This window comes from Bacillus sp. 196mf (assembly GCF_003217275.1).
GTDB lineage: Bacteria > Bacillota > Bacilli > Bacillales > Bacillaceae_G > Bacillus_A > Bacillus_A thuringiensis_S.
In genome coordinates this window covers 21552-47934 of the sequence record NZ_QJTG01000009.1, presented here as the reverse complement: position 1 = coordinate 47934, position 26383 = coordinate 21552, and the positions used below count along the sequence as shown (strand labels likewise).

Sequence of the window (26383 nt, the reverse complement as noted above, 5' to 3'; positions counted from 1 at the left end):
GCTTTTTTGTTACTTGTAAATCATGAAGTAATGTGAGTTTTTCGTTTCCAAGCATGTTAACAGTTGGCACTTATACTCAAATTTTTATTGCGAATAATAAAGGGAAGGTGATTACCGCACACCAATAAGAAACCCGGGGCTTATTGCGTGGCGTTTAATATAAATAAAGGGACGGGTTATAAAGCCTGTTCCTTTGTACTTGTAAAACAAAAGCTAGGGCATTAGTATAAATATATATTGCCAAGTTAGGGAGTAGGAAAAAGTATGAGTGATATACATAAAAAAATTAAAAAGAAACAGTTTGCTCCGTTATATTTAATATATGGAACGGAAGCTTTTTTTATAAATGAAACGATAAAGCTTATTACGACAGAAGCACTTGAAGAAGAAGATCGAGAGTTTAATGTTGTGACATACGATTTAGAAGAAGCGTATTTAGAAGATGTGGTTGAGGATGCGCGTACGCTTCCTTTCTTTGGAGAACGGAAAGTACTGTTAATAAAATCACCGCTATTTCTGACTTCGCAAAAAGAAAAGTTAGAGCAAAATATAAAAATTTTAGAAGAATACATTGGTGAACCTTCTCCATTTTCTATTCTTGTTTTTGTTGCGCCTTACGAAAAACTTGATGAGCGAAAAAAAATTACAAAACTATTAAAGAAAACAGCAGATGTAGTAGAAGCGAATGCGATGCAAGTGCAGGATGTTCAGAAGTGGATTATTGCTCGTGCAGATGAAGTGCATGTGCACATTGATAACGCGGCTGTTAGTTTGTTGCTAGAGCTTGTGGGAAGTAATGTAACGATGTTGGCGAAGGAAATGGACAAGTTAACGTTATACGTTGGTATGGGCGGAGAGATTACGACGAAACTTGTTGCAGAGCTTGTGCCAAAATCAGTTGAGCAAAATGTATTTGCTTTGACAGAAAAAGTGGTGAAAAAAGATATTGCAGGTGCAATGCAAATTTTGGATGGATTATTTACGCAGCAGGAAGAGCCGATTAAATTGCTTGCGTTATTAGTGAGTCAATTCCGTTTGTTGTATCAAGTGAAAGAGTTACAGCAACGTGGTTATGGGCAAAATCAAATTGCATCTCATATTGGTGTACATCCGTATCGTGTAAAATTGGCGATGAATCAAACGAAATTTTTCTCTTTTGAAGAATTAAAAAAAGTGATTATAGAATTAGCAGAAGCTGATTATAGTATGAAGACGGGAAAGATGGATAAGAAACTTGTGCTCGAGTTTTTCTTAATGCGATTAAATCATATGTGATGACACAAAAAAAGTTCATGTACCTAGTGCATGAACTTTTTTTGTATATAAAAAAACGATCCAAATGGATCGTTTTTTAAACGCCTTACGCGTTTACTTGTTTCGCTAAGCGAGATTTTTGACGAGATGCAGCGTTTTGGTGGATAAGACCTTTACGAGCTGCTTTGTCAAGTTTTTTAGAAGCAGTTTTGAAAGCTTCTTTAGCATTTTCAAGATCGTTATTAGTAACTAAAGCTTCTACAGTTTTAACAGCAGAACGCATGTCAGACTTGATAGAAGCGTTATGTGCACGACGCTCTTCGCTAAGTTTAGCGCGTTTGATAGCAGATTTGATGTTTGCCATACTTTTCACCTCCCTGGTGCAATCGAATGACTCGATTCTTACATAGAACAAGTGATATTCTATCAAACGGTGAAGAGAATTGCAATAGTATATCCATGAAATTTCACGTAAAGGAAAGAATGACCTTATATAACTTTGGGAAATCTAACGATATTTACTATGAATTACGGAGGAGATACGATGAAAGAACCATTGGATTTAAGTAAATATAGCGTTAGAACTGACCTTGCTGTAGAAGCTCATCAAATGTTGCAAGAAAGCCAAGAAGAACAAAAAGGGATACAGGGGGTAATTGTAAAAGAGAGGGAAGAAGAAGGTACTATAATTACAAAAGTAACAATTGATGAAGCTGCCTCTGAAGCGATGGGTAAAAAACCTGGAAATTATTTAACGCTTGAAGTACAAGGTATACGTCAGCAAGATACAGAACTTCAACAAAAAGTGGAGCGTATTTTTGCAAAAGAATTTTCTTATTTCTTAGAAGAGGTTGGTGTTACCAAAGAAGCGAGCTGTTTAATTGTAGGCCTTGGGAATTGGAATGTAACACCGGATGCTCTTGGGCCAATAGTTGTAGAAAATGTATTAGTAACGAGACATTTGTTTCAATTGCAGCCTGAAAGTGTAGAAGAAGGATTCAGGCCTGTTAGTGCAATTCGGCCGGGGGTAATGGGGATTACAGGCATCGAAACGAGCGATGTTATTTATGGGATTATTGAGAAGACAAATCCAGACTTTGTAATTGCGATTGACGCATTAGCTGCCCGTTCTATTGAACGAGTAAATAGCACGATACAAATTTCTGATACTGGAATCCATCCTGGATCAGGGGTTGGGAATAAACGTAAGGAACTAAGTAAAGAGACATTAGGTATCCCTGTTATCGCAATTGGTGTTCCGACTGTGGTCGATGCCGTTTCGATTACAAGTGATACGATTGATTTTATTTTGAAACATTTTGGTCGAGAGATGAAAGAAGGAAACAAACCTTCAAGATCTTTGTTACCAGCGGGATTTTCATTTGGAGAAAAGAAAAAATTAACAGAAGAAGATATACCAGATGAAAAGAGCCGAAATATGTTTTTAGGTGCTGTTGGTACGTTAGAAGAAGAAGAAAAAAGAAGGTTGATTTATGAAGTGCTATCGCCTCTTGGTCATAACTTAATGGTGACCCCAAAAGAAGTAGATACTTTTATTGAGGATATGGCGAATGTAATAGCGAGTGGTTTAAATGCAGCGCTGCATCATCAAATTGATCAAGATAATACGGGAGCGTATACACATTGAGGGAGAAAGATGATAATAGTTTGAGTCGTTTTGCGCTTTTGTGTATATGTAGTGTAGCTTTATGTTTACTTATGATGATAGCAGGAGTGTCACTTGCTAATCATGGTTTGAAAAGTATGAAAGGTTATCGGCAATTGTCGTATGAACAAATAGCTCATATGACAGGGACAGAGAGTACAGGTGCTGAATCAGAAATTTTGGGTAGTTCGTTTTCAGCTTCAGAAAAACAACAACAATTAGAACGTTTAAGAAGTTTTAATGTTGTAGAAGGAATTGGGATGGCGGTAGCAAGTGTAGCTTATGAAATGACGAAGTTCGGAACGGATATAGTTGTTGGGAAAATAAAGGGGATTTTTAGCTAAGAGTAGCATGGGAGATGGTTGTTTTACTGATTTGTAAGACAACCGTTTTAAAATTTGAAAAGGGTTTGTCTCTTATGGTTTATTCGCATAAGATATAGATAGAATGATTTGTATCGTAAGCAGCACGAGTTTTCATTGAATCTTTGTTGCTCTATTGATATAATCAGTGCTAGTGTATATTGGCGAGACTATTAGGAGTTGAGAACATAGATGAACAAAGAAGAAAGAGCAAAAAGACAGTCCAAAATTCGTAATTTCTCTATTATTGCTCATATTGACCACGGAAAATCAACGTTAGCAGACCGTATTTTAGAGAAAACAAATGCGTTAACACAACGCGAAATGAAAGCTCAGTTGCTTGACTCTATGGATTTAGAGCGTGAGCGTGGTATTACAATCAAATTAAACGCAGTTCAATTAAACTATAAAGCAAAAGATGGTGAAGAGTATATTCTTCATTTAATTGATACACCAGGACACGTCGACTTTACGTACGAAGTATCTCGTAGTTTAGCGGCTTGTGAAGGCGCGATTCTTGTAGTAGATGCAGCGCAAGGTATTGAAGCTCAAACGTTAGCGAACGTATACTTAGCGCTCGATAACAACTTAGAAATTTTACCAGTTATCAATAAAATCGACTTACCAAGTGCGGATCCAGAACGTGTACGTCAAGAGGTAGAAGATGTAATTGGTTTAGATGCATCAGAAGCGGTACTTGCTTCTGCGAAAGCTGGAATTGGTATTGAAGAAATTTTAGAACAAATTGTTGAAAAAGTACCAGCTCCGGCAGGTGATTCAGAAGAGCCGTTACAATGTATGATTTTCGACTCTTTATATGATCCGTACCGTGGTGTAATTGCTTATATCCGTGTTGTAAATGGAACGGTAAAAGTTGGCGATAAAGTACGTATGATGGCAACGGGTAAAGAATTTGAAGTAACAGAAGTAGGTGTATTTACACCGAAAACTACGCAACGTGACGAGTTAACAGTAGGTGATGTAGGTTTCTTAGCAGCATCTATTAAAAACGTAGGTGATACACGTGTTGGTGATACGATTACACATGCGAAACGTCCAGCTGCAGAGGCGTTACCAGGTTACCGTAAATTAAACCCGATGGTATTCTGTGGGCTGTATCCAATTGATTCTGCTCGTTATAACGATTTACGTGATGCGTTAGAAAAATTAGAGTTAAACGATTCTGCTCTTGAGTTTGAACCAGAAACATCTCAAGCGTTAGGATTTGGTTTCCGTTGTGGATTCTTAGGACTTCTTCACATGGAAATCATTCAAGAACGTATTGAACGTGAATTTAAGATTGACTTAATTACAACAGCGCCAAGCGTTATTTATAAAGTTTATTTAACAAATGGTGAAGATGTTATTGTTGATAATCCATCTAATATGCCAGATCCACAGTCTATCGATCGTGTAGAAGAGCCGTTTGTGAAGGCTTCAATTATGGTTCCGAATGACTATGTTGGAGCTGTAATGGAAATTTGCCAAGGTAAACGTGGAACGTTTATTGATATGCAATATTTAGATGAAACGCGTGTTACATTAACATATGAAATCCCGTTATCAGAAATCGTATATGACTTCTTCGATCAATTGAAATCAAATACGAAAGGGTATGCATCATTTGACTACGAGTTAATTGGTTATAAACCATCTAAACTTGTGAAAATGGATATTCTTTTAAATAATGAACAAGTGGATGCTTTATCATTTATCGTACACCGTGATTCAGCGTATGACCGTGGTAAAGTAATTGTAGAGAAATTAAAAGAATTAATTCCGAGACAACAGTTCGAAGTACCAATTCAGGCGACTATCGGAAATAAAGTTGTAGCACGTTCTACAATTAAGGCGATGCGTAAAAACGTACTTGCAAAATGTTACGGCGGTGACATTTCTCGTAAGCGTAAACTTCTTGATAAGCAAAAAGAAGGTAAAAAACGTATGAAGTCTGTTGGTTCTGTAGAAGTGCCACAAGAGGCATTCATGGCTGTACTGAAAATGGATGACAACTAATATTTGAAATAAAAAAGAAGTCGTTTGTGCGGCTTCTTTTTTCTGTATAATTACTTTTTAGACATCTGAGCAGCTCTCATTTACAATAATGAGAGAGCTTTTTAGTTCATATAGAGTTAGGAGATTGTTAATGTCCGAAAATATTCGAAAAGATATTCAAGATAAAATACAAAATGGCAATTTTAATTGTGAAAAGGAATTGACGCTTTCTATTATTAGTGGAAAGTGGAAAGTTGTGATACTGTGGCATCTTGGTGTGGAAGGGCCTCATCGTTTTAGTGAATTACAACGGTTATTCCCAAGCATTTCTCATAAAGTTTTGTCGAACCAATTAAAAGAGTTAATGGAAGATGGGATTGTTGATCGAACAGTATATCCCGAAATTCCTCCTCGTGTTGAGTATTATATGACGGAACTAGGCATGTCACTTTTACCGATCGTTGAAATGATGTATGATTGGGGAAAAATGCGAATGGAACAAATTCGTAATACGTTAGAGAAGTAGAGAATCCTCCGGAGTGCGGAGGTTTTCTTTTTAGAAAGGTAGGAGTTATATTTGGTACAAGCTGCATATATTCATATTCCGTTTTGTCAGCACATTTGTCACTATTGTGATTTTAATAAAGTGTTTATTGAACGCCAACCGGTTGATCAATATTTAGATTATTTAGAGAAGGAAATAATAAATACGGTTCAAAAAGTTCCGTTTGATAGTATGAAAACGATTTTTGTGGGCGGTGGAACTCCGACAGCGTTAAATATGGAACAGACAAAAAAATTACTCGAGATTATTAATCGTCATTTGCGTCCGTTTGCTCCGAATTGTGAATTGACATTTGAAGCAAATCCAGGAGATCTACCGAAAGAGAAGTTGAATGTACTACTAGAAGGTGGAGTGAATCGAATTAGTTTTGGTGTGCAAACGTTCCGTGATGAACTGCTTGAGAAAATCGGGCGCAAGCATACGAGGGAAGATGCATTCCTAGCAATTCGAGAAGCTCAGGAAGTAGGCTTTAAAAATATTAATGTAGATATTATTTATGCTTTGCCAGGACAAACGATAGAAGATGTGAAGGAAACATTAGACATTGCTTTTACGCTTGGTGTACAACATTTCTCGGCATATTCATTAATTGTGGAACCTAAAACAGTGTTTTATAACTTAATGAATAAAGGGAAATTGCGTCTTCCGGGTGAAGACCATGAAGCTAAAATGTATGAAATGGTAATGGATGAAATGGAGAAACACGGTTATAACCAGTATGAAATTAGTAATTTCTCAAAAGGTGACAATAAAAGTAGACATAATCTCACATACTGGAATAATGAAGAGTATTATGGCTTTGGAGCTGGAGCTCATAGTTATGTGAATGGGGAACGTATTCAAAATGTAGGTCCGCTGAAGCAATATTTTAATAAAATTGATGAAACAGGATTTCCGTATTTAGATGTTCATAAGGTGACGGAGAAAGAAAGAATGGAAGAAGAACTGTTCTTAGGACTTCGAAAAACAAAAGGTGTTTCTAAAACAGCATTCCGCAATAAATTTAATGTGGAGATGGATCAAGTTTTCGCGAAGCAGTTACAAAGCAATCAAGAACAAGGATTACTTGAAGAGGAAAATGGACATGTGCGTTTAACGCGAAAAGGAAAATTATTAGGGAATGAAGTATTCCAATCATTTTTGATTGACTAATTAAATGTTCCATAGGCGTGAAAAAGTTTCATTATTTCGTGACGTTTCCGTTGACAATTGAATGTCAATTTTGGTAAGTTATTAATAGATTTAGCACTCAAAGACAAAGAGTGCTAACAGAGGTGATGATGAGATGCTTACGGAACGTCAGCTCTTAATTTTACAAACAATTATTGATGACTTTATTGGATCAGCGCAGCCTGTTGGGTCTAGAACGTTGGCTAAAAAAGATGAAATTACATTTAGTTCAGCTACTATTCGAAATGAAATGGCGGACTTAGAAGAATTAGGTTTTATTGAAAAAACGCACAGTTCTTCTGGACGTGTTCCTTCTGAGAAAGGCTACCGATTTTATGTAGACCATCTTTTAGCGCCGCAAAACTTACCGAACGCTGAAATTGTACAAATTAAAGATTTATTTGCTGAAAGAATTTTTGAAGCGGAAAAAATTGCACAGCAATCTGCTCAAATTTTATCAGAACTTACGAATTATACGGCCATTGTTCTTGGACCGAAGTTAAGTACAAATAAACTTAAAAATGTACAAATTGTGCCGCTTGATCGTCAAACTGCAGTCGCTATTATTGTAACTGATACAGGGCATGTACAAAGTAAAACGATTACCGTTCCGGAATCTGTTGATTTATCAGATTTAGAAAAAATGGTTAATGTTTTAAATGAAAAGCTATCTGGCGTACCGATGGAAGAACTTCATAATAAAATCTTTAAGGAAATTGTTACAGTTTTACGTGGGTATGTTCATAATTACGATAGTGCAATAAAAATGTTAGATGGTACATTTCAAGTTCCGTTATCGGAAAAGATATACTTTGGAGGAAAAGCAAATATGCTTTCGCAGCCAGAGTTCCATGACATTCAAAAGGTTAGATCTTTGCTTACCATGATTGATAATGAAGCCGAATTTTATGACATTTTGCGTCATAAACAAGTCGGGATTCAAGTGAAAATTGGTAGGGAAAACACTTCGACGGCTATGGAGGATTGCAGTTTAATTTCTGCAACATATTCGATCGGCGAAGAGCAACTTGGAACAATTGCTATTTTAGGTCCTACGAGAATGCAATATTCTCGTGTAATTAGTTTGTTACAGTTATTTACGAGACAATTTACTGATGGACTTAAAAAGTAAATGAGAGTAATACATTCGCTCAAGTGATGAAATTTTCATTGCTGTGTGTAATATATAATGCTTAGGTAATCATGCTATGCATGATACCTAATACCTTTTAAGGAGGTGAATATTGTGGAAGAGCGTAACGAACAAGTGGTAGAAGAAGTAAAAGAAGCGCAAGTTGAAGAAGCTGTCACGCCAGAAAACAGTGAAGAAACTGTAGAAGAAAAAAGTGAGGCTGCTCTTTTACAAGAAAAAGTAGATGAGTTACAAGCGAAACTAACGGAAACGGAAGGTCGCACATTACGTCTACAAGCTGATTTTGAAAATTATAAGCGCCGTGTCCAAATGGATAAACAGGCTGCTGAAAAATATAGAGCACAAAGTCTAGTTTCAGACATCTTGCCAGCTCTTGATAATTTTGAAAGAGCAATGCAAGTGGAAGCGACTGATGAGCAAACGAAATCCTTGTTACAAGGCATGGAAATGGTGCATCGTCAATTGTTAGAAGCGCTGACTAAAGAAGGTGTGGAAGTGATTGAAGCTGTTGGTAAACAGTTTGATCCTAATGAACACCAAGCTATTATGCAAGTGGAAGATAGTGAATTTGAATCAAACGCGGTTGTGGAAGAATTCCAAAAAGGTTATAAATTAAAAGACCGTGTGATTCGCCCATCAATGGTAAAAGTAAATCAATAATTTACATAAAACTAGGAGGATTCGCCATGAGTAAAATTATCGGTATTGACTTAGGTACAACAAACTCTTGTGTAGCTGTTATGGAAGGTGGAGAACCAAAGGTTATCCCAAATCCAGAAGGAAACCGTACAACACCTTCTGTTGTAGCTTTCAAAAATGAAGAACGTCAAGTTGGGGAAGTTGCAAAGCGCCAAGCAATTACAAACCCAAATACAATCATGTCTGTTAAACGTCATATGGGTACAGACTACAAAGTAGAAGTTGAAGGTAAAGATTATACACCTCAAGAAATTTCTGCAATCATTTTACAAAACTTAAAAGCTTCTGCTGAAGCATACTTAGGTGAAACAGTAACGAAAGCTGTTATTACAGTACCTGCATACTTCAACGATGCAGAGCGTCAAGCAACGAAAGATGCTGGTCGTATCGCTGGTTTAGAAGTTGAGCGTATCATTAACGAGCCAACAGCAGCAGCACTTGCTTACGGTTTAGAAAAACAAGACGAAGAACAAAAAATCTTAGTATATGACTTAGGTGGCGGTACATTTGACGTATCTATCCTTGAGTTAGCAGACGGCACATTCGAAGTTATTTCAACTGCTGGTGACAACCGTCTTGGTGGCGATGACTTTGACCAAGTTATCATCGATCACTTAGTAGCTGAGTTCAAAAAAGAAAATAACATTGATTTAAGCCAAGATAAAATGGCGCTTCAACGCTTGAAAGATGCAGCTGAAAAAGCGAAAAAAGATCTTTCTGGTGTAACACAAACTCAAATTTCATTACCATTCATTAGTGCTGGAGCTGCTGGTCCATTACACCTAGAATTAACGTTAACAAGAGCGAAATTCGAAGAGCTTTCAGCAGGTCTTGTTGAAAGAACATTAGAGCCAACTCGTCGTGCATTAAAAGACGCTGGTTTTGCTCCAAGCGAATTAGATAAAGTTATTCTTGTTGGTGGATCTACTCGTATCCCAGCTGTACAAGAAGCTATTAAACGTGAAACTGGTAAAGAGCCATATAAAGGTGTAAACCCTGATGAAGTTGTAGCATTAGGTGCTGCAGTTCAAGGTGGCGTACTTACTGGTGATGTAGAAGGCGTTCTATTATTAGACGTAACTCCACTTTCTTTAGGTATTGAAACTATGGGTGGCGTGTTCACGAAATTAATCGAGCGTAACACTACAATTCCAACAAGTAAGTCACAAGTATTCTCGACAGCTGCTGATAATCAACCAGCAGTAGACATTCACGTATTACAAGGTGAGCGTCCAATGTCAGCTGACAACAAAACGTTAGGTCGTTTCCAATTAACTGACCTTCCACCAGCACCACGTGGTATTCCACAAATCGAAGTAACATTCGATATTGATGCGAACGGTATCGTTAACGTACGTGCGAAAGACTTAGGAACAAGCAAAGAGCAAGCTATTACAATCCAATCTTCTTCAGGTCTTTCTGATGAAGAAGTAGAACGTATGGTACAAGAAGCGGAAGCAAATGCTGACGCTGACCAAAAACGTAAGGAAGAAGTTGAACTTCGTAACGAAGCTGACCAACTTGTATTCCAAACAGACAAAGTTGTAAAAGATTTAGAAGGTAAAGTAGATGCAGCTGAAGTTGCAAAAGCAACAGAAGCGAAAGAAGCATTACAAGCTGCAATTGAGAAAAACGAGCTTGAAGAAATTCGTGCGAAAAAAGATGCTTTACAAGAAATCGTACAACAATTAACTGTTAAATTATACGAGCAAGCTCAAGCAGCTGCTGGTCAAGCAGAAGGTGCGCAAGGTGCACAAGACGCTGGCACGAAGAAAGACAATGTAGTTGACGCTGAGTTTGAAGAAGTAAAAGAAGACAAGTAATTCAACTGTAAACATAATAAGTAAGATGACAAAAAGTCAAAGTCAAGCGTGCCTTGACTTTGGCTTTTTTCACGAATGAGAAGCGATGTGTGAGGATCTTAAGTTTTTCGCTTTGCATACTGTAAGTGAGGAAACTTTGTTGCAAAGCACTTTCTTTCGGTGTTAAAATTACGTTTATGTGAAAGATTCGGGGGTTGTAAATTTATGAGTAAACGAGACTATTATGAGGTCCTTGGACTTAGCAAGGGCGCTTCAACAGATGAAATAAAAAAAGCGTATCGTCGTTTGGCTAAAAAATACCATCCAGACGTAAGCAAAGAAGAAAATGCAATTGAAAAGTTTAAAGAAGTACAAGAAGCATACGAAGTGTTAAGTGATGATCAAAAGCGTGCGCAGTACGATCAATTTGGTCATGCTGGTGCAAATCAAGGATTCGGTGGATTTGGCGGCGGAGGAGACTTCGGCGGTGGCTTCGGTTTTGAAGATATATTTAGTTCTTTCTTTGGCGGTGGCGGCGGCAGACGTCGTGATCCAAATGCTCCGCGCCAAGGTGCTGACTTACAATATCAAGTCACTTTAGATTTTGAAGAAGCTATTTTTGGTAAGGAATTAAATGTGGAAATTCCAGTAGAAGATCCATGTGATACTTGTAAAGGTAGTGGAGCAAAACCAGGAACTTCAAAAGAAACATGTAAACATTGTTCAGGCTCTGGTCAAGTGAGTGTAGAACAAAACACACCGTTTGGTCGTATCGTAAACCGTCAAGCTTGTGGTCATTGTTCAGGAACTGGACAAATTATTAAAGAAAAATGTACGACATGTCACGGTTCAGGTAAAGTTCGTAAGCGTAAAAAAATCAATGTTAAAATTCCAGCGGGTATCGATAATGGTCAACAAATTCGTGTGTCTGGAAAAGGTGAAGCCGGCGTAAATGGCGGACCAGCAGGAGACTTATATGTTGTCGTTCATGTAAGAAATCATGAATTCTTCGAGCGTGAAGGAGATCACATTATTTGCGAAATGCCATTAACATTTGCGCAAATGGCGCTTGGTGATGAAGTGGAAGTTCCTACTGTTCATGGTAAAGTGAAGCTGAAAATTCCAGCAGGAACACAAACTGGAACAGAATTCCGCTTAAAAGGAAAAGGTGCTCCGAACGTACGTGGATACGGCCAAGGAGATCAATATGTAGTCGTTCGTGTTGTTGTACCGACGAAATTGACTTCACAGCAAAAAGATTTATTACGTGAATTTGCAGGACAAGAAGAGCAGGATGATAGTTTATTCGGAAAGCTTAAACGTGCTTTCAAAGGGGAATAATGGAAATAAAAAATGGAGTTGGTAAATTGTGAAATGGTCAGAAATTAGTATTCATACAACAGAAGAAGCAGTAGAAGCTGTCTCTCATATTTTACATGAAGCTGGTGCTAGCGGAGTTGCGATTGAGGATCCAGCGGAGTTAACGAAAGAGCGCGAGCAACAATATGGTGAAATTTATGCATTGAATCCAGATGAATATCCGGCGGAAGGTGTATTAATAAAAGCATATTTCCCGCAAACGGATTCTTTACATGAAACGATTGCAGGTGTAAAATCATCTATTGATGTGCTTCCATCTTACGACATTGAAATTGGTACTGGAAATATTACCGTTAACGAAGTCAATGAAGAAGATTGGGCTACTGCTTGGAAAAAATATTACCATCCAGTACAAATTTCTGATACATTCACAATCGTACCGACGTGGGAAGAATATACACCATCTTCTCCTGATGAAAAAATCATTGAATTAGACCCAGGTATGGCGTTTGGTACAGGAACTCATCCAACAACAACGATGTGTATTCGTGCTTTAGAAAAAACAGTACAGCCAGGTGACACTATCATTGATGTAGGAACAGGTTCTGGTGTGCTTAGTATTGCAGCGGCAAAATTAGGTGCGTCTTCTGTTCAAGCATATGATTTAGATCCGGTTGCAGTTGAAAGTGCAGAAATGAATGTGCGTTTAAATAAAACAGATGATATCGTGTCTGTTGGGCAAAATAGTCTTTTAGAAGGTATTGAAGGTCCTGTTGATTTAATCGTAGCTAACTTATTAGCAGAAATTATTCTTTTATTCCCTGAAGATGCAGCGAGAGTTGTGAAGTCAGGTGGATTATTTATTACATCGGGCATTATTGCTGCGAAGGAAAAAGTAATTTCTGAGGCGTTAGAACAAGCTGGATTTACAATTGAAGAAGTGTTACGAATGGAAGATTGGGTAGCAATTATTGCACGAAATGCGTAATATAGATTTTAGTCTATAATGAAAAGGGGAGTCTCTCACTATAAGGTGAGGGACTTGCCGTTTGTTATATGAAAAATGATAATGTTTCGTTCTTTTCGTAAGTGTTGACTTACGAAAGGAACGAAACTCTACTAAGGTGATTATATGCAACGTTATTTTGTAGAAGAAAAACATGTAAGTGAAGCAAAGATTCGCATTGTAGGTGATGATGTACATCACATTGCGAGAGTAATGCGTATGACAGCTGGCGATCAAATTTACTGCTGTGTAAACGGAAAAACAGCAGTATGTTCAATTGATGAAATTACCAGTGAATTTATTAATACGGCTATTGTAGAATGGGTAGAGGCGTCAAGTGAACTTCCTGTTTTCGTGACGATTGCAAGTGGACTGCCAAAAGGAGACAAGCTAGAGTTGATTTTTCAAAAAGGAACTGAGCTTGGGGCAGCTGCATTCTTACCATTTCAAGCATCTCGCTCTATCGTAAAATGGGATGCGAAAAAAGCTGATAAAAAAGTTGAGCGTTTAAGAAAAATTGTGAAAGAAGCTGCGGAACAATCACATAGAAGTGAAATTCCGGAAGTACATGCTCCGGCATCATTTAAGCAACTGCTTACAATGAGTGGTGAGTATGATGTTTGTCTTGTTGCTTACGAAGAGGAAGCGAAACAAGGCGAGAAATCTAATTTTGCGAAAGCTTTAACGACAATGAAACCAGGTCAAAAGCTATTGATTGTATTTGGCCCAGAAGGCGGTTTAGCTGAGGAAGAGATTACAGCGCTTCGTGAACATAAATTTGTACCATGTAGTTTAGGACCAAGAATTTTAAGAACAGAAACGGCGCCGTTATACGCGTTAAGTGCTGCTTCGTATCATTTTGAATTGATGGGGTGATGATCAATGTCAACTGTTGCGTTCCATACGTTAGGTTGTAAAGTAAACCACTATGAAACAGAAGCCATTTGGCAATTGTTTAAACAAGGTGGTTATGAAAGAACAGAATATGAAAAGAAAGCTGATGTATATGTTATTAACACATGTACAGTAACGAATACTGGGGACAAAAAAAGCCGTCAAGTAATCAGACGTGCTGTGCGTCAAAATCCAGATGCAGTTATTTGCGTAACGGGATGTTATGCACAAACATCTCCAGCTGAAATTATGGCGATTCCAGGTGTAGATATTGTAGTTGGTACACAGGATCGTGAAAAGATGTTAGGTTACATCGAAGAATTCCGTAAAGAGCGTCAACCAATTAATGCTGTCCGCAATATTATGAAAACACGTGTGTACGAAGAACTTGATGTACCTTATTTCACGGATCGTACACGTGCGTCTTTAAAAATACAAGAGGGTTGCAATAACTTCTGTACATTCTGTATCATTCCTTGGGCGCGTGGTTTAATGCGTTCTCGTGATGGAAAAGAGGTTATTAAACAAGCACAACAATTAGTGGATGCAGGCTATAAAGAAATCGTATTAACGGGTATTCATACAGGTGGATACGGCGAAGATATAAAAGATTATAACTTAGCTGGATTACTTCGTGATATGGAAGCGGAAGTAGGCGGATTAAAACGTCTTCGTATTTCTTCTATTGAAGCGAGTCAAATTTCAGATGAAGTAATTGAAGTGTTAGATAAATCTGAAGTAGTTGTACGTCACTTGCATATTCCGTTGCAATCTGGTTCTAATACTGTATTAAAACGTATGCGTCGTAAATATACGATGGAATTCTTCCAAGAGCGTTTAGATCGTTTGAAAGAAGCGTTACCAGGCCTTGCGATTACATCTGACGTAATCGTTGGTTTCCCAGGTGAAACAGAAGAAGAATTCATGGAAACATACAATTTCATTAAAGAGAACCGCTTCTCTGAGTTACACGTGTTCCCTTATTCAAAACGTACAGGAACACCTGCAGCACGCATGGAAGATCAAGTTCCTGAAGATGTGAAGAACGATCGTGTTCATCGTTTAATTGAGCTATCTAATCAATTAGCGAAAGAATATGCATCAGCGTTTGAAGGTGAAGTGCTTGAAATTATTCCAGAAGAGCAATTTAAAGACGGCGACCGTGAAGGGTTATATGTAGGGTATACAGATAACTACTTGAAAATTGTATTTGAAGGATCAGAAGAATTAATTGGTAAGCTAGTGAAAGTGAAAATTACGAAAGCTGGCTATCCATATAACGAAGCGCAATTTGTTCGTGTTCTTGAAGATGATGTGAAAAATGAATCAGCAAGCGCATAAAAAAGAGCGTGCAACCGGAAACGGTTTGCATGCTTTCTTTATTTGAAGCGGTTAAGGACTAGAAGGTGGAGAGGCGTTTCGTGCATCCCTGTATGAAAAAAGTTGAAATGATAAAAATATAGTTGTCTTCATGAAAGAAGGATACTAGCTACTTGTATAACTTTTGAAAAGGAAATGCTTCTATTCTTCTTTTATTCTGCCAAATAGTTGACCTGAAGTGATAAAATGTATTATAATCGTAAAAGACATGCTGAAGAAGTGTTTCTTTTTGCATGCTGAAGTTAGTATGTAAGTGTGATGTTTCGGAGGGAGGGAAAGAGAATGTCAAAAACAGTCGTTCGTAAAAACGAGTCTTTGGAGGATGCACTTCGCCGTTTTAAAAGATCGGTTTCTAAAACTGGTACACTTGCTGAAGCAAGAAAGCGCGAGTTTTATGAAAAACCAAGTGTAAAACGTAAGAAGAAATCTGAAGCGGCAAGAAAGCGTAAATTCTAAGAGAGGGTGTAAGTTATGAGTCTTCTCGGTCGTTTAAACGATGATATGAAACAAGCGATGAAGAATAAACAAAAAGAAAAATTAACCGTTATTCGTATGGTTAAGGCTGCTTTACAAAATGAAGGTATTAAACTGCAACATACTCTTACTGAAGAAGAGGAAGTAACAGTTTTAGCTCGTGAAGTAAAACAGTATAAGGACTCCCTCCTTGAATTTAAAAAAGCTGGTCGTGAAGACCTTGTTAATAAACTGCAAAGTGAAATTCAGATTTTAAGCGCATATTTGCCAGAGCAATTAACTGAAGAAGAACTAGTTGATGTAATCAAGCAAGTTATTTCTGAAGTTGGTGCGACTTCTAAAGCAGATATGGGTAAGGTGATGACTGCTGTTATGCCGAAAGTAAAAGGTAAAACAGACGGATCACTTGTGAATAAGTTGGTTATCCAGCTATTAGCATAAAAAAACGTCTCATTTCGTATGAGACGTTTTTTTATTGTTCTTATTAAGGAAAAACGCTATATTGCTTAAAAAGCGTTTCTGTAAGTGATAGAAACGCCTCTGGTATGTAAAAAAAGGTAACGGCCTTAGTTATGATTAATCCCACCATAAAAAAAGCTTTTTCGTTTTCTTAATTTCTTCGACTAACTCCTCAATGCTTTCTGTTCCTTGTTCCACTATATCTGGACAAAATTCATACATTTCTTGCGCGAAAGATTGCATTTCTTCGTCTGTAGGTAACGCGCTAAAAATGGCATCAACCCAGTCATGATCTGCACCGATTATGATAAAAGGATAGCGATCATTCCATTTTCTTAGTTTAAAAATAACATCTATATTGCTAACTTCGTAATTAACGCCATTTGTTTGTTGGGTTGTAAGGATATCAAATTGGTCATTTCCTTGTGTAATTGCAATTCTACACTCACTCTTACTTCCTTGACTAAAACTTCTTTCGCAAATAAAAGCTAAGTATCCAAGTTTCTGAACCTCAGATTGAAGTTTTATAACTTGCTGTTCAGCAGAATCCTCAAAGGTAACGAAAGAGACTCCGGCTATTTTAGATTTTGAATCAGTTGCATAAAAGGGCTGGATGCTGCTGTTAGTAACTTGTTTTATAACATTCAAAATTTCTTGACTAAATCCAATTTCCTTTCGTATTTCTTCGCTTATTAATTCATTTTTTTGTTTTTTAATGAATCCTAATATTTTTTTGAAATTCATATAACAACCACCTATAAAATATTCTTACTTACACCGCAAAATTCAGAGTGGAGCAATTTCCTTTTTCGGATTTTATCTCATTTGTCTAATGAATGACAACTACTTATTCTATGGTCAGTATGTCACGTCCAGAACGAATTGTAACAGGTTTTTTCAAGTTTCCAACTTCTTGCTAGGCTCAATTTCTTAATTTAACTTGTACTGATATCCCCTGAGGGCGCATATTCTTGTATTAATACTTCTATTATTATGGGTAACATTCTCTGATCCATCATTGTCCTGATAAATATGATTTCATATAGCGACTGTTTTAATTAACATGAGATGAACTCTTACAGAATATAGTTATGTTAGTGAAGTCGTTATAACACGATAGGCACTTGTGAAGAAATACATATATATGGGATGAGGAGGGGGTCTTTCGAGATGAAGAAATTAGAACAAATGAAAAATTGGTTAACAAAACAAGTAGACCTACCAGTGGATGTATTAATGGATCTGCCTCGGATTACTCTTGTTGGGCAAATACATATTTATATAGAAAATCATCGGGGGCTATTAGTGTTTTCAGATAAAGAAGTGCGATTGCTTTTAAAACATGGTCAATTACTAATTAAAGGACAATCCTTTGTTATTAAAACGATTCTTCCAGAAGAGCTTTTGCTCGAAGGGATAATTGAGCAAGTAACATTTTTAGAAAATGAAAAAAAAGGTGATTGAAGTGAAACTTCCATTTGTGAAGTTTTTCTTCTTTATCCTGTAAAAGTTTCGTTGATAGAGACCGATTACAGTTTTAATTTGTTTCATTTTAGTACGAGCTATTTTAATGCTTCAAATAAAAAGTAGTATATCTACTTTTAGAAAGGCAGTGAAGGTGGTAAATGAAAAATAAATGGTTTATAAAGTGGCTTGGATATGTAAAAGTGCGGATTGAAGGTAGAGGAGCGGAACGGTTTGTTAATGAATGTGTACGGAGGAATTTGTTAGTTTGGGATGTTAAGAAAATAGCTGATGAAACGTTAGTTTTTTGTATGTTGTTACGCGATGTGAAAAAAATAAAACCAATTTATAGAAAAAATGAATGTAAATTATATTTTATTGGACGTTATGGTTTTCCTTTTTGGAATAAGCGTTTAATTAAAAATAGTGGATTTTTAATTGGGTTTTTAATTTTCTTTTTTGGCGTGATTGCAATGTCAAATATGGTTTGGAAAATTGAAATTACAGGAGCAAAACCCGAAACAGAATATATATTGATGAAAGAATTGGATAAAATGGGTATTAAAAAAGGGAAACTACAATTTCAAATGCCGAATGTAGAAGATGTACAACGCCATTTGACAGATAATATTAATGCCATTACTTGGGCGGGACTAGAAGTAAGAGGAACGACGTATCATTTTAAAATTGTTGAAAAAAACGAACCAAAAAAAGAAAAGGAACAAAGGCCGCAAAATTTAGTAGCAAAAAAAGAAGCGATTATTACAAAAACGTTTGTAGAAGTTGGAAAGCCGGTTGTACTGAAGAATGATCATGTAGAAAAAGGGCAGATTCTCGTATCGGGAATATATGGTAATGAGGAAAGTCCGACGATTGTTTCAGCGAAAGGTATTGTGTATGGCGAAACGTGGTATACATCTAAGGTAGATGTTCCGCTAAAGACGCAATTCCAAGTGTATACTGGTAATGTATACAATGAACATTTTCTTAAATTCGGGGATACGAAAATAAAAATATGGGGATTTCAGCATGATAAGTATAAACGCTCTCGTACTGAAAGTGTAAAGCATGATGTGAAATTATTTGGTTTTACACTGCCGATTGCATATGAAAAAGATGTTGTGAGAGAAGAGGAAGAAGCGAATCGAGAATATACAGAAAAGCAAGCGCTGAAAGTAGCGAAGGAGATGGCCGAAAAAGAACTAAAGAAAAAATTGGATGAACATGCTATGATTGTAAGTGATAAGATTTTGAGTAAAGAGGTTGAGGCGGACCAACTAAAAGTCACATTGCATTATACTGTGGTTGAAAATATTGCAGAGCCACAACCAATATCCGAATCCGATATTCAAGGAGACTGAGTAATGGCAGAACAATTAGTAGAAATGAACCAACAATTGGAAAATACTAACGAAGCAATCGCTCTTTTTGGAGTCAATGATGCACATTTAAAAGTAATTGAACGAGAACTGAATGTATCGATCGTAACTAGAGGAGAAACTGTTCATGTATCTGGAGCAGTTGAAACGGTGACACTCGTAGAAAAAATCTTACAGCAATTACTTGTTGTAATTCGTAAAAGTATATCAATTTCAGAGAGAGATGTTGCGTATGCAATTCAGCTCGCGCAACAAGGGAAAATTGCTCAATTTGAAGAGTTATATGAAGAAGAAATTTTTAAGACTGCAAAAGGTAAATCCATTCGTGTAAAAACAATGGGGCAAAGAAGATATATTCATGCGATGAAGAAGAATGATATTGTCTTTGGGATAGGGCCTGCAGGAACTGGAAAAACATACTTAGCTGTAGTAATGGCTGTGAGAGCTTTAAAACAAGGATATGTAAAGAAAATTATTTTAACAAGACCTGCTGTAGAAGCTGGAGAAAATTTAGGTTTTTTACCAGGGGATTTGAAAGAGAAGGTAGATCCATACTTACGTCCATTATATGATGCCTTACATGATATTCTTGGACAAGAATATACGCAGCGTATGATGGAGCGGGGAGTAATTGAAATAGCTCCGCTTGCTTATATGAGGGGGCGTACGCTTGATGATTCATTTGTTATTTTAGATGAGGCTCAAAATACAACGGGTGCTCAAATAAAAATGTTTTTAACAAGATTAGGTTTTAGCTCTAAAATGGTTATTACAGGGGACCCTTCACAAGTAGACTTGCCAAAAGGGGTAAAATCAGGGCTATCTATAGCTGCTAATATTTTATCTGGTGTATCAGGTCTGTCATTTATTACATTAGAACAAACGGACGTTGTGAGACATCCATTGGTGCAACGTATTATTGAGGCATATGATAAAATGGAATGATCCTATTTGTCAGGATCATTTCTTTTTGTATGATAAGGTTGGCGAATGTCATATTTTTTACTATCATGAAAGATAAGGAAAATAAACTATAGGTACTGGTGTGTAAAATGTTGCCTCAAAGTATCGTTGGGTAGAAGAAATGAAAGCTATAAATAGTTTCACTTTATTTCTGGAGAGGAGAAGGTATTGAAATCATGTCAAGATCTCAAGAAATTTCTAAGTGGTTTCGTAATTTACAACATTCGAAAAAACTAAGTTGGATTTCTTACGTTGTGTTAGGAGCAGTGCTGTTTTTTGCGCTTATGAATAATGTAAAACCAGAACAATTAGATGTTAATATGTATTCTATTGCGAAAAAGACAATCCATTCTCCTATAAAAATTGAAGATAAAGTTACAACGGATAAAAAGAAAAAAGAAGCCGCTACAAAAGTTGAAGATCAATATACATATAAAAGTGAGTATAAACAAAACAAAGTTGATATTGTGAATGACGTCTTTGCTAAAGTGGATGAAGTGGTGCAAGAGATTAAAGCTGTTGGACCGGATGATCAAAAAAAGATGACTGATGCTGAGAAAGTGGATAAGTTAAAAAAGAAACTACCCGCTGACTTAACGAAAGAATTATCTGATTCAAACTTACTAAATTTGATTAATGCAGATTCGAGCCAATTAGTATTAGCGAAAGATGCTGCGGTCACAGCGATTAATAGTATCATGACTGAGCATATTAAAATGGACGAATTGAAAGATGCGAAAGAACGATATGTAAGTGAGATGAATAGTGTTAATGTTGATAATGGTTTAAAAGAGTCAATTAAGGCGCTAGGAAGATATGCAATTTCAGCGAACTATTTTTATGACCCGATCTTAACGAAAGAGAAGAGAAAAGCAGAGGAAGATTTAGTTCCACCTGTTTATATTCTTCAAGGACAAGTTCTTGTTAGAGAAGGTGAAACGATTTCAAGTGATGTGTATAATCAGTTGAAATTAGTTGGTTTGTTAGAAAAAGGGAACGGCTTTCAACCTTATGTTGGATTAGCGGTACTCATTGGTGTATTACTATACTTTATGCATAAACAATTTGAATTATTTTTAAAGAGAAAAAGAGAAGATAGACCGTATGTTTTAGCGTATATTACAATTTTGTCTATCACAATCGTCTTAATGAAAATCATTAGTTTGTTTCAAAAACTTGAATACGCAGGGATTGCATATGTTGTCCCAGTTGCGATGGGAACAATACTTGTAAAACTAATGATTGGTGATCGATTTGTCTTTTTAACGAGTATGATTTTTTCTGTATGCGGAAGTATTATGTTTAATGAAGGAGTAACGAGTACATTAAATTATAGTGTAGGGATTTACGTATTGTTAAGTTCATTATCGGTTAGTATTTTCTTGCGAGAAAAAAATCGTCGTACAATGATTTTACAAGCTGGTATACTCGTTTCTGTATTAAATGTAGTCGTATTAGCGGCGCTCTTATTATTACGTAATGGGAATTTTTCGCCTCTTGAAATTGGTACGCAATTATTAATGGCTTCACTTTCAGGGATTATATCATCCGTTTTGGCTATGGGGATTTTACCATATTTAGAAAGTGGACTTGGAATCGTATCAAGTATGAAGCTTATGGAACTATCAAGTCCAAATCATCCGCTTTTACGCAGAATTTTGTTAGAAGCGCCAGGGACATATCATCATAGTGTAATGGTAGCGAATCTTTCTGAGGCTGCTTGTGAAGCAGTTGGGGCAAATGGTGTATTAGCGCGTGTAGGGGCATATTATCATGATGTAGGAAAAACAGTACAACCGCAATTCTTTATTGAAAACCAAATGGGAATTAAAAACCCGCATGATAAATTAGATCCTGTAACGAGTAAAGATATTATAATTGCTCACGTAACGGATGGAGTAAGAATGCTCGAAGAATATCATATTCCACAAGAAATTATTGATATCGCTGGGCAACATCACGGTACAACGTTACTGAAATATTTTTATTATAAAGCTATTAAAGAAGATAAAGAAAAATATACAGAAGAGATGTTCCGTTATCCAGGTTCAAAAGCAACTTCGAAAGAATCGGCAATTGTTGGTATTGCTGATAGTGTAGAAGCTGCGGTACGTTCTATGAATCACCCAACGCCAGAACAAATTAATAATTTGGTGCAAAGTATTATTAAAGATCGACTGCAAGACGGTCAATTTAGTGAATGTGATTTGACGTTTAAGGAACTACAAATCGTTGGAAAAACGTTGTGTGAAACGTTAAATGGTATTTTCCATTCGCGTATTACATATCCGGAACCTCCGGAAGAAAAGGAGAAAGAATGAGTTTGTTAATTGATTTTATTGATGAAACAGAAGAAGTAAAAGAAGAGTATATGAGTTTAATTCGTGAAGTGTTAGAAAAAGCAGCTCAAATGGAAAATATCGAGGATGGTGCGGAGGTATCGGTGACATTTGTAGATAATGAGCGCATTAGAGAAATTAATCGTGATTACCGAGATAAAGATCAACCTACAGATGTAATATCCTTTGCCATGGAAGAGATGGGAGAAGGAGAAATGGAGATTGTTGGTGCAGAGATGCCGCGCATGTTAGGGGATCTTATTATCTCTATTCCAAGAGCGAAAGAGCAAGCTGAAGAGTACGGACATTCTTTCGATCGTGAACTTGGATTTTTGGCGTTACATGGCTTTTTACATTTACTTGGTTATGATCACATGACAGAAGAAGATGAAAAAGAAATGTTCGGAAGACAAAAAGAAATTTTAGAAGCTTTTGGATTAGGACGATGAAAAAAGGAAAACTTATAGATAGTTTTGGATATGCTATAGCTGGTATATTCTTTTGTTTTCGTCATGAACGAAATATGAAAATCCATTATTTAGCCGCAGTCATTGTTATATGCTGCGGCTTTTATTTCCATATTACGAAAATAGAGTGGATGATATTACTTATTGTAATAGGGAGTGTAATGAGTTTAGAGATGGTAAATACGGCTGTGGAAAAAACGGTAGATTTAGCGACTGCCGATATTCATCCGTTTGCAAAAATTGCAAAGGATGTTGCGGCAGGAGCGGTTTTATTGTTTGCAATTATAGCTGTTATAATTGGTGCTATTATCTTTTTACCGTATATGGTATAGTTGCATTCCGAAGCTTTTATTAAGCTTTGGAAGTGCTGTAAGGGCCTTTAATGAGAGAGTGTATCTCTTCATAGCTGTGAACAGGAAGGATGCGGGAATATGAATAGTAAACAATTAATTCTAGAAGCAATCGAAGCGCGTAAACAAGCGTACGTACCATATTCTAAATTTCAAGTAGGTGCAGCATTATTAACGCGCGGTGGAAAAGTATATCGTGGATGTAATGTTGAGAATGCATCATATGGCTTATGTAATTGTGCTGAAAGAACAGCTTTATTTAAGGCGGTTTCTGAAGGAGATAAAGAATTTGTAGCCATTGCGGTTGTAGCAGATACAAAGCGCCCAGTACCTCCTTGTGGAGCATGTCGACAAGTTATGGTAGAATTATGTAAACAGGATACGAAAGTATACTTATCAAACTTACATGGTGACGTTCAAGAGACGACAGTCGGAGAATTGTTACCAGGAGCATTTTTAGCGGAGGATTTACATGAATAGAAAAGGTTATAAATCAGGTTTTGTCTCTATTATTGGCAGACCGAATGTTGGAAAATCTACATTTTTAAACCGTATTATCGGCCAGAAAATTGCTATTATGAGTGATAAGCCACAAACGACTCGTAATAAAATTCAAGGTGTATATACAGAAAATGATGCACAAGTTATTTTCATTGATACACCAGGAATACATAAACCTAAACATAAATTAGGCGACTTCATGGTAAAGATGGCGCAAACGACATTAAAAGAAGTTGATATTGTTCTGTTTATGGTTAATGCAGTTGAAGGATTTGGTCGTGGTGAGGAATTCATCATTGAGAAATTAAAAGAAACGAAACAACCAGTATTTTTAGTCATTAATAAAATTGACCAACTTCATCCAGAGCAATTACTAGAGTTAATTGATCAATATCGTAAACTACATGAGTTTGCAGAGATTGTACCAATTTCTGCGTTAGACGGTAATAATGTGGACGCTTTAATTGGAACAATTAAAAAGTATTTACCAGAAGGACCACAATACTATCCAGAGAATCAAGTAACGGATCATCCGGAGAGATTTATTATTGCAGAGCTTATTCGTGAGAAAGTACTACATTTAACACGTGAAGAAGTGCCGCATTCTGTGGCTGTTGTTATCGATGCGATTCAAAAGCGTGAGGGCGGGGCAGTTTATATAAATGCAACGATTGTTGTTGAACGTGCATCACAAAAAGGAATCATCATCGGAAAACAAGGAAAAATGTTAAAAGAAGTTGGTAAGCGAGCTCGTTTTGATATTGAAGCGCTACTTGGTTCTAAAGTATTTTTAGAAGTATGGGTAAAAGTGCAAAAAGATTGGCGTAATAAAATGTCTCAGCTTCGTGACCTAGGTTTCCGCGAGGATGAGTACTAAAATAGAGTAAAGTTGTAATCAGTGGATGGTTGGTTCATCCACTGATTATTGGTTTTTATGAACTTTGATAAATTAGGAAAAATTTTTCTCACATGAAAATGGACAAAATGGGTCAATTTAATAACAACAAAGGAAATTGGTTTATAGGCTACGCTTATTGAGAAAGGTGGATTCTTATGCTAGATTTTACCTGGAAGTTTTTCTCCAAAACAGGAAGCATTGAAACGTACTTGCTTTTGAAAGAAATGGAAAAAGACGTAAACGATGAGATGGATCAACATGAAGAGGAGCTAGCGCATCTAGACTCTCCAATTTCTTGACCCGTTTTGTTCAAACCTTGGATGGTGACGAACATGTTTCAAAAAGTTGAGGGCATCGTTATCCGTACGACAGATTACGGAGAAACGAACAAGATTGTTACAATATTCTCAAGAGAACTTGGTAAGGTAAGTGCAATGGCAAGAGGGGCAAAAAAACCGAAAAGCCGATTAGCATCTGTGTCGCAATTAATGACACATGGCCATTTTCTTATTCAAATGGGATCTGGGCTTGGAACATTGCAACAAGGCGAGATTATTTCAACTATGAAAGAAATTCGCGAGGATATATTTTTAACTGCTTATGCATCATTTATTGTTGAGTTAACTGATAAAGCAACAGAAGATAAAAAACATAATCCGTATTTATTTGAAATGTTATATCAAACGTTGCATTATATGTGTGAGGGTGTTGATCCAGAAGTATTATCATTAATTTATCAAACGAAAATGCTTCCGGTATTAGGGATGCGCCCGTACTTTGATACATGTGCGATTTGTCATCAAGAAACAGACTTTGTCGCCTTCTCCGTAAGGGAAGGCGGTTTTCTGTGCTCACGTCATGCAGAGCAAGACCCATATCGTATACCGGTAGGAGAAGCTGTTCATAAATTATTACGTCTTTTCTTCCATTTCGATTTACATAGGCTCGGAAATGTATCGGTAAAGGATAGCACAAAAAAACAAATGCGTTTAGTATTGAATACATATTATGATGAATATTGCGGAATTTATTTGAAATCAAGACGTTTTTTAGAACAACTTGATAAGTTTCAAATATAATTTTGGGCCGTATACGGTCCTTTTTACATACTTTCTTTTTCGAATAGCATATTTAGTATATAATATTTAAGAGATAGTATAACTTTTTTCGTTGTGCATTAAAGGTGGTGATTATCATAGAGCTGAATAAACGGCAAGAACATATCATTCAGATTGTAAAAGATCACGGTCCTATTACAGGGGAATCAATTGCAGCGCAATTGGGTCTAACACGTGCGACGCTAAGACCAGACTTAGCAATTTTAACGATGGCTGGTTATTTAGAAGCACGTCCACGCGTAGGTTATTTTTATACGGGTAAAACTGGGGGGCAGCTATTATCTGAAGCTGTTAAGAAAATTAAAGTACAAGATTATCAATCTAGACCGGTTGTAATTGATAAAAATGTTTCCGTATACGATGCAATTTGTACGATGTTTTTAGAGGACGTTGGTACATTGTTCGTTGTAGATCAGATGACTCTATTAGTTGGTGTTGTGTCTCGTAAAGATTTATTAAGAGCGAGCTTAGGAAAGCAGGATTTAACCTCTCTTCCGGTTAATATTATCATGACAAGGATGCCAAACATTGCGATGTGTCGTAGAGAGGATTCTTTATATGATATTGCGATGGAATTAATAGAAAGACAGATTGATGCAATGCCAGTTGTAAAAGATACGAAACAAGGTTTAGAAGTGATTGGGCGAATTACAAAAACAAATATTACACGTGCGTTTGTAAATTTAGTAAATAACGAATAAGTGT

28 protein-coding genes are annotated in these 26383 nt (G+C 36.6%); 26 read left to right on the top strand and 2 right to left on the bottom strand.

Annotated elements, in window-relative coordinates; all coding sequences use genetic code 11:
- The first annotated feature begins 264 nt into the window (after positions 1 to 264).
- Positions 265 to 1275: a DNA polymerase III subunit delta gene (gene holA, locus ATL10_RS14780; RefSeq protein ID WP_075719075.1), complete on the top strand. Its 1011-nt coding sequence runs from the start codon at positions 265 to 267 to the stop codon at positions 1273 to 1275.
- 85 nt (positions 1276 to 1360) lie between these two features.
- Here the strand turns inward: holA and rpsT are convergent, their stop codons facing one another.
- Complete coding sequence (rpsT, locus tag ATL10_RS14775; RefSeq protein WP_001274012.1) at positions 1361 to 1618, bottom strand: 30S ribosomal protein S20; 258 nt, start codon at positions 1616 to 1618, stop codon at positions 1361 to 1363.
- A gap of 180 nt (positions 1619 to 1798) precedes the next feature.
- Between rpsT and gpr the strand changes: the two genes are divergently transcribed.
- The 14 genes from gpr to ATL10_RS14700 all read left to right on the top strand — a co-directional run bounded on the left by gpr (position 1799) and on the right by ATL10_RS14700 (position 16181).
- Positions 1799 to 2902, top strand: a complete 1104-nt coding sequence (gene gpr, locus ATL10_RS14770) for a GPR endopeptidase (protein WP_098250893.1) — start codon at positions 1799 to 1801, stop codon at positions 2900 to 2902.
- Entirely contained in the window at positions 2899 to 3264 is a 366-nt protein-coding gene (locus tag ATL10_RS14765) for a YqxA family protein (protein WP_001207094.1), read from the top strand. Before gpr ends, ATL10_RS14765 begins: the two co-directional genes overlap by 4 nt.
- Positions 3265 to 3474: 210 nt before the next feature.
- On the top strand, positions 3475 to 5298 hold the full coding sequence (lepA, locus tag ATL10_RS14760) for an elongation factor 4 (RefSeq protein ID WP_001030948.1): 1824 nt from the start codon (positions 3475 to 3477) through the stop codon (positions 5296 to 5298).
- A 130-nt stretch (positions 5299 to 5428) separates the two neighbouring features.
- On the top strand, positions 5429 to 5803 hold the full coding sequence (locus ATL10_RS14755) for a winged helix-turn-helix transcriptional regulator (RefSeq protein WP_001293539.1): 375 nt from the start codon (positions 5429 to 5431) through the stop codon (positions 5801 to 5803).
- Positions 5804 to 5854: 51 nt separating this feature from the next.
- Positions 5855 to 6994: a radical SAM family heme chaperone HemW gene (gene hemW / locus ATL10_RS14750; RefSeq protein ID WP_000249436.1), complete on the top strand. Its 1140-nt coding sequence runs from the start codon at positions 5855 to 5857 to the stop codon at positions 6992 to 6994.
- 133 nt (positions 6995 to 7127) lie between these two features.
- Positions 7128 to 8144 carry a heat-inducible transcriptional repressor HrcA gene (gene hrcA / locus ATL10_RS14745; protein ID WP_000954942.1) on the top strand — a complete coding sequence of 339 codons (1017 nt, stop codon included), beginning with the start codon at positions 7128 to 7130 and terminating at the stop codon, positions 8142 to 8144.
- Positions 8145 to 8258: 114 nt separating this feature from the next.
- Positions 8259 to 8825, top strand: coding sequence for a nucleotide exchange factor GrpE (gene grpE, locus ATL10_RS14740; RefSeq protein WP_000392711.1), 567 nt, complete (start codon positions 8259 to 8261; stop codon positions 8823 to 8825).
- A gap of 26 nt (positions 8826 to 8851) precedes the next feature.
- Positions 8852 to 10687 (top strand): chaperone protein DnaK, encoded by a 1836-nt coding sequence (gene dnaK, locus ATL10_RS14735; RefSeq protein WP_000034701.1) that lies wholly within the window; start codon positions 8852 to 8854, stop codon positions 10685 to 10687.
- A 204-nt stretch (positions 10688 to 10891) separates the two neighbouring features.
- On the top strand, positions 10892 to 12007 hold the full coding sequence (dnaJ, locus tag ATL10_RS14730; protein ID WP_000043947.1) for a chaperone protein DnaJ: 1116 nt from the start codon (positions 10892 to 10894) through the stop codon (positions 12005 to 12007).
- A gap of 28 nt (positions 12008 to 12035) precedes the next feature.
- Positions 12036 to 12974, top strand: coding sequence for a 50S ribosomal protein L11 methyltransferase (prmA, locus tag ATL10_RS14725; protein WP_000872103.1), 939 nt, complete (start codon positions 12036 to 12038; stop codon positions 12972 to 12974).
- Between the two features lie 144 nt (positions 12975 to 13118).
- The gene (locus ATL10_RS14720) at positions 13119 to 13868 is read left to right on the top strand and encodes a 16S rRNA (uracil(1498)-N(3))-methyltransferase (protein ID WP_001190142.1); all 750 of its coding nucleotides are present in this window, start codon (positions 13119 to 13121) and stop codon (positions 13866 to 13868) included.
- 6 nt (positions 13869 to 13874) lie between these two features.
- Positions 13875 to 15227, top strand: a complete 1353-nt coding sequence (gene mtaB, locus ATL10_RS14715; RefSeq protein ID WP_078401053.1) for a tRNA (N(6)-L-threonylcarbamoyladenosine(37)-C(2))-methylthiotransferase MtaB — start codon at positions 13875 to 13877, stop codon at positions 15225 to 15227.
- A gap of 321 nt (positions 15228 to 15548) precedes the next feature.
- On the top strand, positions 15549 to 15722 hold the full coding sequence (gene rpsU / locus ATL10_RS14705; protein ID WP_000048061.1) for a 30S ribosomal protein S21: 174 nt from the start codon (positions 15549 to 15551) through the stop codon (positions 15720 to 15722).
- 15 nt (positions 15723 to 15737) lie between these two features.
- On the top strand, positions 15738 to 16181 hold the full coding sequence (locus ATL10_RS14700; protein ID WP_000054582.1) for a GatB/YqeY domain-containing protein: 444 nt from the start codon (positions 15738 to 15740) through the stop codon (positions 16179 to 16181).
- Between the two features lie 135 nt (positions 16182 to 16316).
- On the opposite strand, the gene ATL10_RS14695 is transcribed toward ATL10_RS14700, so the two are convergent.
- Positions 16317 to 16943, bottom strand: a complete 627-nt coding sequence (locus ATL10_RS14695) for a DUF4253 domain-containing protein (RefSeq protein ID WP_110497084.1) — start codon at positions 16941 to 16943, stop codon at positions 16317 to 16319.
- 426 nt (positions 16944 to 17369) lie between these two features.
- Between ATL10_RS14695 and yqfC the strand changes: the two genes are divergently transcribed.
- The 11 genes from yqfC to ccpN all read left to right on the top strand — a co-directional run bounded on the left by yqfC (position 17370) and on the right by ccpN (position 26379).
- Positions 17370 to 17663 (top strand): sporulation protein YqfC, encoded by a 294-nt coding sequence (gene yqfC, locus ATL10_RS14690; protein WP_000732269.1) that lies wholly within the window; start codon positions 17370 to 17372, stop codon positions 17661 to 17663.
- Positions 17664 to 17824: 161 nt separating this feature from the next.
- Positions 17825 to 19024 carry a sporulation protein YqfD gene (yqfD, locus tag ATL10_RS14685; RefSeq protein ID WP_000792498.1) on the top strand — a complete coding sequence of 400 codons (1200 nt, stop codon included), beginning with the start codon at positions 17825 to 17827 and terminating at the stop codon, positions 19022 to 19024.
- 3 nt (positions 19025 to 19027) lie between these two features.
- Positions 19028 to 19987 (top strand): PhoH family protein, encoded by a 960-nt coding sequence (locus tag ATL10_RS14680; protein ID WP_000840520.1) that lies wholly within the window; start codon positions 19028 to 19030, stop codon positions 19985 to 19987.
- Between the two features lie 194 nt (positions 19988 to 20181).
- Positions 20182 to 22326, top strand: a complete 2145-nt coding sequence (locus tag ATL10_RS14675) for an HD family phosphohydrolase (protein ID WP_000091513.1) — start codon at positions 20182 to 20184, stop codon at positions 22324 to 22326.
- Positions 22323 to 22793, top strand: coding sequence for an rRNA maturation RNase YbeY (ybeY, locus tag ATL10_RS14670; protein WP_000054684.1), 471 nt, complete (start codon positions 22323 to 22325; stop codon positions 22791 to 22793). Before ATL10_RS14675 ends, ybeY begins: the two co-directional genes overlap by 4 nt.
- On the top strand, positions 22790 to 23143 hold the full coding sequence (locus ATL10_RS14665) for a diacylglycerol kinase family protein (RefSeq protein WP_000715464.1): 354 nt from the start codon (positions 22790 to 22792) through the stop codon (positions 23141 to 23143). The genes ybeY and ATL10_RS14665 overlap by 4 nt, the downstream gene beginning before the upstream one ends.
- Positions 23144 to 23242: 99 nt before the next feature.
- Positions 23243 to 23641, top strand: coding sequence for a cytidine deaminase (locus ATL10_RS14660; RefSeq protein WP_001086285.1), 399 nt, complete (start codon positions 23243 to 23245; stop codon positions 23639 to 23641).
- Positions 23634 to 24539: a GTPase Era gene (gene era / locus ATL10_RS14655; protein WP_001080230.1), complete on the top strand. Its 906-nt coding sequence runs from the start codon at positions 23634 to 23636 to the stop codon at positions 24537 to 24539. Before ATL10_RS14660 ends, era begins: the two co-directional genes overlap by 8 nt.
- Before the next feature lie 176 nt (positions 24540 to 24715).
- Positions 24716 to 24859 carry a YqzL family protein gene (locus tag ATL10_RS14650; RefSeq protein ID WP_000883924.1) on the top strand — a complete coding sequence of 48 codons (144 nt, stop codon included), beginning with the start codon at positions 24716 to 24718 and terminating at the stop codon, positions 24857 to 24859.
- 33 nt (positions 24860 to 24892) lie between these two features.
- Entirely contained in the window at positions 24893 to 25639 is a 747-nt protein-coding gene (gene recO, locus ATL10_RS14645) for a DNA repair protein RecO (protein ID WP_000487009.1), read from the top strand.
- A 107-nt stretch (positions 25640 to 25746) separates the two neighbouring features.
- Positions 25747 to 26379, top strand: a complete 633-nt coding sequence (gene ccpN / locus ATL10_RS14640) for a transcriptional regulator CcpN (RefSeq protein ID WP_000583756.1) — start codon at positions 25747 to 25749, stop codon at positions 26377 to 26379.
- The last annotated feature ends 4 nt before the right edge of the window (positions 26380 to 26383 follow it).